The 13,395-nt window shown below is 53.4% G+C and carries 5 protein-coding genes; 3 read left to right on the top strand and 2 right to left on the bottom strand.

The annotated features are described in order from the left end of the window. The first annotated feature begins 362 nt into the window (after window positions 1–362). Window positions 363–9,023 carry a type I polyketide synthase gene (locus H6F91_RS17370; RefSeq protein ID WP_190774875.1) on the top strand — a complete coding sequence of 2,887 codons (8,661 nt, stop codon included), beginning with the start codon at window positions 363–365 and terminating at the stop codon, window positions 9,021–9,023. Window positions 9,024–9,093: 70 nt separating this feature from the next. Here the strand turns inward: H6F91_RS17370 and H6F91_RS17365 are convergent, their stop codons facing one another. Next, window positions 9,094–10,017, bottom strand: coding sequence for a lysylphosphatidylglycerol synthase domain-containing protein (locus H6F91_RS17365; protein WP_190774876.1), 924 nt, complete (start codon window positions 10,015–10,017; stop codon window positions 9,094–9,096). 254 nt (window positions 10,018–10,271) lie between these two features. Continuing rightward, complete coding sequence (locus H6F91_RS17360; RefSeq protein ID WP_190774877.1) at window positions 10,272–11,288, bottom strand: TOBE-like domain-containing protein; 1,017 nt, start codon at window positions 11,286–11,288, stop codon at window positions 10,272–10,274. A gap of 517 nt (window positions 11,289–11,805) precedes the next feature. Here H6F91_RS17360 and efp point away from each other — a divergent pair. After that, window positions 11,806–12,363 (top strand): elongation factor P, encoded by a 558-nt coding sequence (gene efp / locus H6F91_RS17355; protein ID WP_190774878.1) that lies wholly within the window; start codon window positions 11,806–11,808, stop codon window positions 12,361–12,363. A gap of 83 nt (window positions 12,364–12,446) precedes the next feature. Next, window positions 12,447–12,938 (top strand): acetyl-CoA carboxylase biotin carboxyl carrier protein, encoded by a 492-nt coding sequence (gene accB / locus H6F91_RS17350; RefSeq protein ID WP_190774879.1) that lies wholly within the window; start codon window positions 12,447–12,449, stop codon window positions 12,936–12,938. The last annotated feature ends 457 nt before the right edge of the window (window positions 12,939–13,395 follow it).

The raw sequence follows: 13,395 nt of genomic DNA, 5'->3' as shown, positions 1-13,395 counted from the left end.
TTCTCGGTATTGCAGAATGAGCATGAATTTTGGGTGGCAGACCTGTATTTTTTTACGCGAGATTTCTATCTATTCAGCTGTTTTCTTTTTGTTCCATTATCAAATAGAGGAACGCATGGAACGTAGAATCGTGATTCCATATTTCGTTTCATCTCTCTACAGTATTTAGGACAGTTTTTCTGAGGTCCTCCAATGTTGTATGTATGAAGTGCACACAACGTTCAGCTCTACTAATGCATTCAGCAATGTATTTTTTGGCGTTAAAGTTGCTTTTGAGCAAGCGCAGGGAGTGCTATAAAACTACTGATAAAGGCGTTTTCACAACGTAAAATTGGCTGACTGGGAAAATATAGGAAACCGTGATGGAAAAGGGCGATCGCAATCAGAACACGACATCATCACCCATTGCTAACCCGTCGCTGCACCCCGGTATTCCCCTTCCCTCAACGTTTGATTGGACGTTGACCTTGCCCGATTTGCTCCTGCGCGCGGCGAAGTCATCTCGGGGCATCACTTATTTGGGTGCTGATGGGCAAGAACGACGTCAAACGTACCGTGAATTGTTGCTACGGGCTCAATGCATCCTGAGAGGACTGCAGGCCAGGGGGGTACAACCCCAAACAAAAGTGATTGTGCTATGCCCTCAAAGTGCTGATTTTTTGGCTGCTCTGTGGGCCTGCTTTCTGGGGGGCTTTGTACCTGTACCTGTACCCGTGGCACCGGATTATATGACGGACAATAGTAAGTCCGCGATCCTGCGTGGCGCATTAGCGCTGTTGGATGATCCAGTCATTGTGACCGAGCGACAGTTAGAGAGGGAAATTCGGGAGTTTTGCGATCGCACCCTTGTCCCATCAGCCCAAAACACCGTTGGGGAGAGTGAAGGATCGCGCCAAGGAGCTTCCAAGGTTCTGCCCAAATCCCAGCATACGGCTTCTCTGGTACGGGGTGAATGGATCTGTTCCATTGAAGATTTGGAGAGCTATGCTCCCCATGAGGATTTTTATCGCCCTGATTTAGATGCATTGGCTCTGCTGATCTTGACCTCAGGGAGTACCGGTTTGCCAAAAGGCGTGATGCTGAGTACCCGAAACTTGCGGGTCAGCACCTACGGTATGGCTACGGTCAACGGGTTAACGGCAAATTCCATCCAGCTCAACTGGATGCCTTTAGAGCATGTAGCCAGTATCGTTATGTTCCACCTCACCCCCATCATGCTGGGGTGCGAGCAGATTCAGGTGGCCAATGAGTGGGTGTTACAGGATCCATTGCGGTGGCTGGATGTGCTGGAGCGCTACCGGGTAACTGCCACCTGGGCCCCTAATTTTGCCTATGGATTGATCAACGATCGCGCAGAAGCTTTAAGTCAGCGGCAGTGGAATTTGTCGACGATACGTTGGATGGGCAATGGGGCGGAAGCTGTCGTAGGCAAGACGACTCGTCGGTTTCTGGAGTTGCTGGCTCCCCATGGTTTGAGCAAAACCGCTGTTAGCCCCGGCTATGGTATGTCAGAAACCTGCTCCGGCATTGTTCACTCCCACAACTTTGCCGAAACCATTGCTCAGGATGAAAATGCTCTGGTGGATTTAGGCGAGCCAATTCCTGGTGTGGCGCTGCGGATTGTGAATCACCAAAATGTTGTGGTTCCTGAAGGTACTATCGGAGCCCTGCAAGTGAAGGGAGCAACGGTTACCCAGGGATATTACAACCGACCGGATGCGAATGCAGAGGTTTTTACGGCAGACGGATGGTTCAACACAGGAGATTTAGGCTTTTTGCAACAGGGGCGGCTGACCCTAACCGGGCGCCAGAAGGACGTCATCATCATTAATGGGGCCAACTTCTATAATCACGAAATTGAGGCAGCCGTTGAGGAACTACCGGAAATTGACGTATCGTTCACGGCGGCCTGCGGGGTACGGCGATCGCACGACACAACCGATCGCGTCGCTATCTTCTTCCACCCCATCGATTCCACTCAAGTCACGGCAGATTTATTGGGCCGTATCCGTCGCCAGGTGATCGAGACGATTGGTGTCAATCCAGACTTCTTGATTCCCGTAGAAAGATCTGCCATTCCCAAAACCAGTATTGGTAAAATCCAGCGCAGTCAGCTCAGCCAGCGATTTGCCGCCGGAAAGTTTGATCGCATCGTGGAGGAGATGGCCCAGCTTTGGCGCGATCGCCCCACGTCCACTCAATCTCTGCCCCAGAGCAGGCTGCAACAGGAAATTGCCGCTATCTGGCAGGCAGTTCTGAACCTGCCATCGGTGGGGCTGGATGAAAACTTTTTTGAATTGGGGGGAACGTCTCTAGCGCTCATGCAGGTGATGGCCCAGATTCTGGAGCGGTTGGAACGATCGGTAACAACGGTAGATTTGTTCCAGCATTCAACGGTGCGATCGCTGGCTACTTTTCTAGAACAGGATTCGTCTTCGAACACCACGCTTCAAGAGGCGCAGCAACGTGCCCAACGTCGTAAACCCCAGGTGCGTACAACAGATATTGCCGTCATTGGCATGGCAGGCCGTTTCCCCGGTGCGAAAAACCTGACGGAGTTCTGGCAAAACCTGTGTGATGGAGTGGAATCGATTGCTTTCTTCAGCGATGAAGAATTGCTAGCCTCCGGGGTGCCACCGGAGTTAGTCAACCATCCCAACTACGTCAAAGCCAGCCCCATTCTGGATGATGTGGAATCTTTTGATGCAGAATTTTTTGGGCTGAATCCCCGTGAGGCAGAACTGCTCGACCCCCAGCAACGGCTTATGCTGGAGTGCGCCTGGGAAAGCCTGGAGGATGCCGGGTACGATCCGTTGAGCTATGGGGGGGCGATCGCCATCTACGCGGGGGCCTCGATGAACACGTACCTGCTCAACCACGTTTACCCCAATCGCCATCGCCTCGATCCCCACGAACCTCTGGATACGCTGACCCTCGGTTCTCTGGGAGGGTTTCAACTGACGGTGGCGAATGATAAGGATTATCTGACGACGCGGGTGTCTTATAAGCTGAACCTTCGCGGCCCCAGTGTCAATGTGCAGACGGCTTGCTCCACATCGCTGGTAGCCATACACATGGCCTGTCAAAGTTTGCTGGCAGGCGAGTGCGATATGGCGTTGGCCGGGGGGGTCTCAGTCCATACTCCACAAAAAGCCGGGCATTTGTTCCAGGAAGGAATGATTTTGACGCCGGATGGTCACTGCCGCGCCTTTGATGCCAACGCTCGGGGGACGCTGTTTGGCAGTGGAGTTGGGATGGTGGTGCTGAAGCCGTTGGAAGCCGCGATCGCTGACCACGACCACATTTACGCGGTGGTCAAAGGCTCTGCCATGGGCAACGATGGTAGCCAGAAAGTTGGCTACCTGGCTCCCCGAGGAGAAGGGCAAACCTCTGTGGCGACAGAGGCGATCGCCCTCTCAGATATTGACCCGGAAACCATCACTTATCTAGAAGCCCACGGCACTGGCACCTCGATGGGTGACCCCATCGAGGTGGCCGCCCTGAGTCAGGCTTTCCGCGCCAGCACTCAGAAGAAGCAATTTTGTGCGATCGGCTCCGTTAAAACTAATGTGGGGCACCTCAACATTGCCTCTGGGGTAGTCGGCTTCATCAAAGCGGCCCTCAGCGTACACTACGGCAAGATACCTCCCAGCCTTCATTTCGAGGCACCCAATCCGCAAATTGATTTTCCCAATAGCCCCTTCTTCGTCAATACGCAACTGCGAGATTGGCACCCCGAAGGTCATCCCCGCCGGGCCGGTGTCAACTCTCTCGGTATCGGCGGCACCAATGTACACGTCATTCTTGAAGAGGCAACAACCCAACAAAAGAAGGCAGAAGAGAAACTATCTACCCATCCCCATCTCCTCCCTCTCTCCGCCCGCACCCCACAGGCCCTGACGGAGCTGGCCCAGCGCTATCTGCAATTTCTCCAAACTCACCTCAGCACTAGCCTGGAGGATATTTGCTGGACGGCAGCTGTTGGGCGATCGCCCAACAGCTGCCGTCTTGCTCTCGTTGCCGACTCCACCGAACACCTCCATCGCCAACTTCAATCTCTTCTCTCCTCTGCTCTACCGCCCTGCTCCCCTACCGCCCTGCCCTCTCAAGTTGCCTTTCTCTTCACGGGCCAGGGTTCTCAATATTCTGGTATGGGTCGTGAACTGTACGATCGCTATCCCCTGTTCCGTGCGGCAATTGATCAGTGTGCTGAAATTCTTCAATTCCATCTAGATCAACCCTTGGTGAGCCTCCTCTATCCCTCACGTCCCGAAATAGCGGGGGAGTTGGCTTCTTCTGACGTGTTGAATCAGACGGCTTACACCCAGCCTGCCCTATTTGCGTTGGAGTATGCCCTGGCCCAGCTTTGGAAATCCTGGGGAATTCAGCCTGCTGTGGTAATGGGGCATAGTGTTGGAGAGTACGTCGCCGCCTGTATTGCCGGAGTTTTTACTCTGGAGGATGCGTTGACGCTGATCGCCGCTCGTGGACGCCTGATGCAAGCTCTCCCCAGCAATGGTGGAATGCTAGCGGTGATGGCCGCTGCGGATGTTCTCCAGCCCTGGCTAAAACGGTATCCGGGAGTGGCGATCGCCGCCCTGAATAGCCCTGAGAACTCGGTTCTCTCGGGGCCTTTGGAGAAACTGGAAGCCTTTGCCCACCACCTGAGTGTTGCAGGAATTAAAACAACGCCTCTGTCCGTGTCTCATGCCTTTCATTCGCCGTTGATGCAGCCCATGGTGGCCGAGTTCCGGGCGATCGCCACTCGGATTGCCTACCGTGTGCCCACCCTGCCATTGGTTTCGAACGTTACCGGAGAGTTCGTTGGCCCTGAAATTGCCACAGCCGAGTACTGGTGCGATCACATTTGCCAGCCCGTACAGTTTGCTCGCAGTGTCGAAACGTTGTGCCGAGCCAACTACCGGTTTCTACTAGAGTGCGGCCCCAAGCCGGTGCTGTTGGGTATGGCGCGATCGGTTCTAGCTCACCGATCGGATGCTCAACTACTTGAAGTCGAGGACCTTAGCCCAGATGACCTCCCGAATCCACAGCTTCTTGGGGCGGCTGAGGATTTAGCGATGCAATACCTGCCCAGCTTGCGGCCTGCTCAATCGGAAATTCAGACTCTCCTGCAAAGCCTGGGGACGTTATATGAAGCTGGGGAGGCGATTGAATGGTCTGCTGTGCTGGATGGCATAGAGGCTCAACGGATCTCTCTGCCGACCTACCCGTTTCAACGCCAACGTTACTGGTTAGATGCTCCAGGGACTGTCCGTTCTACCCATCCACACTCTCAGCCTCAAGGGCTTGGGGGGCACCCATTGCTGGGGGGTCGCTTGTCTCTGGCACTCGATACCGTTGTGTTTCAAAGTGAGCTGCGAGATACACAACCGGCCTGGCTAACGGATCACCAGGTCAACGAGACCGTTATTATGCCAGGAACCGCATATGTGGAGATGGCGATCGCCGCTGCCAAAACCCTCTGGCCTGATCAGCCGATAACTCTAAAGAATGTCACAATTTCACAACCGCTGCGGCTATCGGATGCTCCTCAAACTCTCCAAACTCTACTCAATCGTCAGGCTCAAGGTGCAACCTTCCAGATCCTGAGTGGCACTGGGGATGAATGGACATTGCATTGCTCTGGGGAGCTGGCGTTGGAGCCAGGTCAAGCAGAACCGATAGATTTGCCTGCACTCCAACGGCGCTTGATGGACATGCAGGTTAGCCCATCTTCCAGGGGGCCTAGGTCTGAGGAAGTTGTGCAACATTACCAAACTTGTCAAAAACTGGGGTTGAATTATGGCCCTTCGTTTCAAGGAATTCAACAATTTGCATCTCACGATGGCGAAGTCTTGGGTTGGGTAAAAGGGCCAATTAACTCATCTGTTCCCCCAGAAGACCTTCGAAACCAAAGCCATAGAGGGGAGTATCACATTCACCCGGCTTTATTGGATGCTTGCTTCCAAATGGTTCTGGCGGTGTTGCCAGAAAGCGAACGCGCGACCTATCTGCCTGTGGGTATTGATCAACTTCAGTACTTCCATCCCATCCCTGAAGCCGTATGGAGTTATATCCAGCTTCAGCCGTTACGAGAGGATAAAGCCTTTGTCACGGCTACTGTGTATCTATTAGATGAGCGGGGGCAGGTGCTCATCAAGGTGGATGGCTTAACAGCCCAGCGAGTTGAGGCTGGAGCCTTGAGTACTTCCATGACTCCTGTTGCGGAACCTAACCCGGCGGATTGGCTGTATGAGGTGGTTTGGCAATTGCAGCCTCTTTCCTCTACAACCTCCCTATCACCTGCCCAATGGTTACTGGTACCCGGTGCCCCCTCTCCCCTCACCGATGCCCTGGCCCATGCACTAACGGCCCAACAACAAACGGTATGGACCCAAACAGGAGATCCCGCAACCTGGCAGATGGCTCCTAAGGCTCTGTCCAATATTCAACATGTTCTGTACCTGGCAGATGGAGGAGAATCCAGCCCAGCGCAGGCCCTGCGCCATACCCAAACGGTGTTGCAACTGGTACAGAAATTGGTTGCGGCTACGAATCCACCCCGGTTGTGGATCGTTACTCAGGGCAGCCAATCCGTTTCATCCATTGACCCGATCGATCCCAGTGCTTCTCCGCTGTGGGGGTTGGGGCGTGTTATTGCTCTGGAGCATCCAGAACTGCGCTGTACCCGAATCGACTTAGAGCACGATAATTTCGATCCTGCTCAGTTCTTTCAAGAACTGACCAACACCCCCCTGGAAGATCAGGTTGCGTTTCGGCGGGGGCAGCGTTATGTTGCACGTCTGGCTTCCCCGATCGAAAAGCCCACGATTGCAACAGACCGACTGGGACGGCAGCTCCACATTTCCCAACGGGGTACTCTTGAAAATTTGACGTGGCAGCCCGTGGCTCGCAGGGCTCCAGCGGCGGGCGAGGTAGAAATTCGGGTGCGAGCTACGGGGCTGAACTTTCGGGATGTGCTGAACGCGCTGGGATTGTACCCGGGTGAAGCTGGACCGTTGGGGCTGGAGTGTGCTGGAACAGTGGTGCAGGTTGGCGAGGGTGTTGCTGATCTGCACGTTGGGGATGCGGTTGTCGCGATCGCCCCCGCCAGCTTCAGCGATTTTGTCACCGTTGATGCCCGGCTGGTTGCCCCCAAACCCGAATTTCTTAGCTTTGCAGAAGCGGCTACGATCCCTGTGGTGTTTCTCACAGCCTATTACACCCTCTTTAAGGTGGGGCAGTTAAAGCAGGGCGATCGCGTTCTCATTCACGCGGCTGCCGGAGGTGTCGGACAAGCCGCAATTCAGCTCGCACAGCTGGTTGGTGCAGAGATTTTTGCGACAGCCTCTCCCAGTAAATGGGAGTTCTTGCGATCGCTCGGTATCCAACACCTCTACAACTCACGCACCCTGGAGTTTGCCGATCAGATCCGTGCTGCGACCCAGGGTGAAGGGGTTGACCTGATACTTAATTCTCTAAATGGAGACTTCATTCCCAAGAGCCTGTCTCTCTTGAAATCAGGTGGACATTTTTTGGAGATTGGGAAGGCTGGAATCTGGCGATCGCAACAGGTCGCTGAGGTTCGGCCCGATGTCGCTTATACCGTAGTGGATTTAATGGAGATGACCCAAGCTGATCCTGGGCAGATCCAGTCTCTCCTACAGGATGTGCTGCGTCTGCTGCAGGCTGGGAAGCTTCACCCCATTCACCACCAAGTACTGGCAGCCAAAGATACTATCGAAGCTTTCCGCACCATGCAGCAGGGGCGGCATTTAGGGAAACTGGTAGTGACCCCTACTTTCAGCCCACGGCCCGATGGTTCCTACCTCATCACGGGTGGTCTGGGAGCCTTAGGGTTACAGGTGGCCCAGTGGCTTGTCGGCCTGGGTGCTCGTTATGTGTTGTTGATGGGTCGCTCCGCCCCGTCGGTAGAGGTAGAACGGGCGATCGCCACCCTTCGCCAGACGGGAGCTACCATTCACATCCTGACAGGAGATGTCGCTGATGCAGATGGATTAGCCATGCTTCTACAACCCTACCTGCATTTCTCCTGGGGCAGCGCAACTCCACCTCTGTGCGGAATCTTCCATGCTGCGGGTGTTTTGGATGATGGTAGTTTGCTTCAGCAAACTCCAGAGCGGCTGGCTCAGGTGTTGCTTCCAAAGGTGCAAGGGGCCTGGAATCTTCACACCCTGACCCATGCGCAACCATTGGATTGCTTTGTGCTGTTCTCCTCAGCGGCGGCTTTGCTCGGGTCCGCTGGACAGGGGAGCTATGCTGCTGCCAATGCCTTCCTCGATGCCCTGGCCCATTTCCGGCAAAGCCAGGGATTGCCCGCCCTCAGCATCAATTGGGGAGCCTGGGAGGGCAGTGGTATGGCGAATGATCCGGTGGTGCGAAAAAACTTGGGCGATCGCGGTATCCAATTCCTTGCCCCAGAAACGGCCCTCACAGTCCTGGAACATCTGCTCAGTTCCTCATCGGCACAAATCAGTGTATTGCCGATTGATTGGGCTCAATGGACGAAAGCGGAGGGGGTTCCTGCTTTTCTAAAGGACATCGTGACCTCCCATGCCCGTCCTGCTGTCTCTGTGCAGCCAGCAACAACCTCTGCTCTAACTCAGCAACTCGAACAGACTGAGCTGTCGGCTCGTCCTGCTTTGATCACCCAGTACGTGCAAACTCAGGTGGCCACCGTTCTCGGAATTTCAGTGACTCGGCTCGACTCCACTCTTGGCTTCACAGAATTGGGGTTGGATTCTCTGACCTCTGTTGAGTTGCGTAATCGCCTACAAACGGAGTTGGGTCGCCCTTTACCCATCACTCTACTGTTTGATCACCCTACTCCTGATGCTCTCGGTACCTATCTCATCAGCCTGCTTGTTCCGGAGCTTACTTCCGTGTCACCAACTGACCCTTCACCCAACGCCACTGGGGATTCCCTCCAAACCCTGAACGAAATTTCTGATGAGGAAGCCGAAGCTTTACTGCTGGAGGAATTGAGCCGCCTTAATCTTTGAGTTGGGGATGTAGCAAAGCGATATAAGTAAAAACTGCCACTATATAGCCTTTGTCGCGTTTGTCAGGGCATCAAGGTTGCTTGGCGAGTTTACCGACACCCCATCCGGCGATCGCCCCTAACGCTTCTGCCAGGGTACTTACCAGGCGATAACAGGCAACGGCACTTAGGATCACAGCTGGGGTGAGCTGAGCTGGCAGGAGGGCGATCGCCGTCGCCTCAAATACGCCAATTCCCCCAGGAGCGCCGGGTACCACTAACCCTAACAACCAGGCAAAACTAAAGGCACTAAACACCGGTAACACTTGCTCAGGAGGAATTGGGGCAAATGCCAACACAATCCAGATAAAACCTAGACTCCGCAACCCGAGAAAAATCAACTCTCCGATGAGTGGCCAAACCGGGTAGCGCTGCAACCCAATCTGCTCGACTTGCTGTGCTTCCACTGCCATACCTTCATCGGTGCTGGCTTTTTTACGACTGAGCTTGTGCAACACCGGATTCAAAATGCGGGGATGCACCAGGGCCAGAGCGATCGCCAAACTCAAGGCTTGTAGGCCCCATCCAGCCTGTCGAATTCCCAGGAGCCCGACCAGGAGGGCCGAGGCCGCCATGAGCAACGGTTCTAAGACAACGCTAACGATGGCGATCGCTAATGGAACCCCCACTTTTTGGGCTGCCCACACCCGACCATAAAAATGCCAGACATTTCCCGGCAGATATTTGGCAATGTTTGTGGTGAGATAGGTACGGATGCTCCAGGAGGCAGAGGTAGACTGGCCCAGGGCCTTCAAGATCCAACCCCATACCCACCCTGTCCAAACATGCGCCAAGAGGGTTGTGAGTAGGGCGATCGCTAACAACTGCCAGCCTCGTTTGTCCAACCGAATTGCCGCTACTTCATGCCAGTGCTGCCGCACCGTACTGGCCAGGAAGAACAGCGCTGCCCCTAAAATGAGCCAGCGTAGAAGGGGTTTGAGCCGTGCGATCGTCAATTACGTTCTCCATTTCTCCATTCTGGACTTTAGACGAATAACACTGACTTGTACCAGATTCAATAGGAAGCTGTGCCTTTTGCGTCCTGATGCGCCAGGGCGTAGAAGGCACAGCTTCCTACTAATTCAATTGGCTTGCATAGTTAGAGACGCCAACCTGCGTATTCATCTCACATGCGCTGAAACGCTTGTAGTAGTAACATTGCGTGCAAGGCACATACCACAAGCGTTTCAGCGCATCATGAATAGGCGATCTAGATGGAGTAGTAAAGCGGGAAGGCGCGAGCTTCCTTGGGCTTAACGTACACCCGTTGTTGAGGGGCGAGTTGTAGCTCATCAAAGCGATCGCGCGTCAAATGTGCCGTCACCACTTGACCATCATCTAGAATCAGCTCGGCCTGCACTTCCCAACCCAGGTGGATAACGCGATTCACCCGAGCCGATACCGTTGAGCCGTTGGGCTCTACTTCTACTACCACATCCTGAGGTCGTACAAAGACTTCTGGATGGGGTGACTCAAACCCATTCCCTTCAAAAATCCGGGATGTGCCCGGTAACACGTTCACTGGGCCGATGAAGCTCATGACAAATGCCGTTGCAGGGTTGTCATATATCTCTGCGGGGGTGCCCACCTGTTCCACGCGCCCCTTATTCATCACCACAATTTTGTCGGCAACTTCCATGGCCTCTTCCTGGTCATGGGTGACAAACACTGTGGTTACATGCACCTCATCATGCATCCGGCGCAACCAGGCTCGCAAGTCCTTGCGAACTTTGGCATCCAGAGCGCCAAAGGGTTCGTCGAGCAGCAATACTTTGGGTTCTACTGCCAGAGCACGAGCTAGAGCCACACGCTGCCGCTGGCCCCCGGAGAGTTGGGAGGGGTAGCGATCGCCCAGCCCTTTCAACTGCACCAACTCCAACAATTCTTCCACCCGTCTCTGGGCCGCTTTCTTGGGTGTTTTGCGCAGACTCAGGCCGAACGCAATATTTTCCCGCACGTTCATGTGCTTAAACAGCGCATAATGCTGAAACACGAACCCGATATTGCGCTCCTGCACAGTCTCGTAGGTCGCATCTCGTCCTGTCAGGATGATTCGCCCGGCGTCTGGAGTTTCTAGCCCTGCAATGAGACGTAGCAGAGTAGACTTCCCAGACCCCGATGGTCCCAACAATGCCACCAATGACCCAGTCTCTACTTCCAAGTTGACCTGGTCAACCGCCTGGAATGAACCAAAGCCCTTGGAAACCTCCTGAACAACGATGCCCACAACAATTACCTCGTGAGATAAGCGAGAATATGCTTCACCAACCCACACTGCTGTCTACGGCGGAGACAAACTTTAGGGTTTAGATGAGCTCATACTCCAGTTTATCGATGTATTTTTTGTAGATTAGTTGGATTTGGAGCTCTCCGTCAATTGGCACTTGCAAATTCTCACGAAAATATGTGTAGTGTCAGCGTCTCTTGAAATTCGCAAAATTCGAACATTTTCGTTCTGGCGCAGGGAAGCTCAATCGTTCCTATTGTCAGAGCTTAACTGAGTAAAAGCACAAAGTCTGAATGAAAGCCAGCAATTCTCAGTATGGGCATCAAAGCCAAGAGTTCACGCCCGTAGGGCGTGAACTCTTGGCTTTGATGCCCGAAAACCGCGCGCCTTTGGCGCGCGGTTTTCGGGCCTAATTTCAAAATGAGAATTGCTGAATGAAAGCGATCGTTCATGTCTCAAGCGCACAACAAGCGGTAAAATTAGATGCCGATTGTTCTCCCACAAATCAAAGAGATTCATGATTTCCAGCAACGACTTTCGTCCCGGTGTCAGCATCGTGCTAGATGGTAACGTCTGGCGGGTAGTTGAATTCCTGCACGTAAAACCGGGGAAGGGCTCTGCATTTGTACGCACGAAACTGAAAAATGCACAGTCGGGCAGCGTGATTGAGCGTACATTCCGGGCTGGTGAAACCGTACCCCAAGCCATCCTCGAAAAGAGTGTGATGCAACACACTTATAAGGAAGGTGATGATTACGTTTTTATGGATATGGAAACCTACGAAGAGGGACGACTGACGGCGGCGCAAATCGGCGATCGTGTCAAGTACCTCAAAGAGGGCATGGAAGTCAGCGTGGTTCGTTGGGACACCCAGGTGATGGAAGTGGAACTACCCAACTCCGTTGTTTTGGAGGTTACTGAGACTGATCCCGGCGTTAAGGGAGACACCGCAACGGGCGGTACCAAGCCTGCTAAGGTTGAAACTGGAGCTCAAGTTATGGTGCCCCTGTTTATCTCCGTTGGCGAACGCATTAAGATTGATACCCGGAACGACTCCTACCTGGGCCGAGAATAGGCAACGGTGTGGGAGACCCATGATGGCTTGTTGAAGCAAGTCGTCTCTTATAAAACTGCACGATTAGATTGAGCGGATAGGACGTGGAATTGAACTGGAACGAACTGCGCGAGCTGCTGTCTACCCTGAGTCAGACCGATATTGCGGAGCTGAACTTAAAAAGTGGCGATTTTGAACTGACGGTACGCAAGGGAGGTGTTTTTAGCGATCGCTCCCTCCCCGTCGAACCTGATCGGGGTAGTGTCGTTCCTGCCTCCCTACCCGCTCCTGTTCCTGTCCCTTTGCCTGCTGCTACTTCAGCCCCTGCTCCAGCTCCCCATGCCAACGATCGGCTTATCGATATCGTTGCTCCGGTAGTCGGTACGTTCTATCGAGCTCCCGGCCCTGACGAGGCGTCCTTTGTGGAGGTGGGCGATCGGATTCGTCTGGGCCAAACTGTCTGTATTATTGAAGCTATGAAGATCATGAACGAGATCGAGGCCGAAGTAGTCGGAGAAGTTGTCGAAATCCTTGTGCAAAATGCTCAGCCTGTGGAGTTTGGCCAGGTTCTAATGCGTGTTAACCCAGGGTCATAATTTATAGGCCTGGATCTTGCACCAGAACCCAGAAGTGTAATTCTTCAGCCACGTTGTTGTGGAAGAATTATACTTCTGGGTTTTAGTTTTAGAAATGTGCAAAATATAAGCTATATCTATCCACTCAACATGAAGATATCTCTCATGTCCTAGCTTTGTCTGGTTAAGGTATGGAACGGAGGCATCTTCATGTCGAGTTGATTAGACCTTGCGCATTGTTGTTGTATGTGGTGGCTCGCACACTGTATACAACAAAACTGTTGAGTTCGGGTTAAGGGTTCTTTCGAGGGCGTGCCTTGCACATCCCTGAAAAAACATTTTGATGGGCGCTCTGCGAATACCAAAATGGGCACTTGAGCTTTCCTCAAATTGAGGTTAAATATAGCAGACGGTGGTATAAGGCACAAAGTGTCCTATACCACCATACTTAATGCACTTGCCCATTGCTATCTATGAA

Source organism: Leptolyngbya sp. FACHB-8 (assembly GCF_014695575.1).
Lineage (GTDB): Bacteria > Cyanobacteriota > Cyanobacteriia > Elainellales > Elainellaceae > Vacuolonema.
The sequence above is the reverse complement of the archived record's forward strand: the minus strand, read 5'-3'. Positions and strand labels throughout refer to the sequence as shown.

Coding starts and splice junctions, on each gene's coding strand:
- efp (WP_190774878.1), top strand. CDS start 11,806: ATGATTTCCAGCAACGACTTTCGTCCCGGTGTCAGCATCGTGCTAGAT.
- H6F91_RS17370 (WP_190774875.1), top strand. CDS start 363: ATGGAAAAGGGCGATCGCAATCAGAACACGACATCATCACCCATTGCT.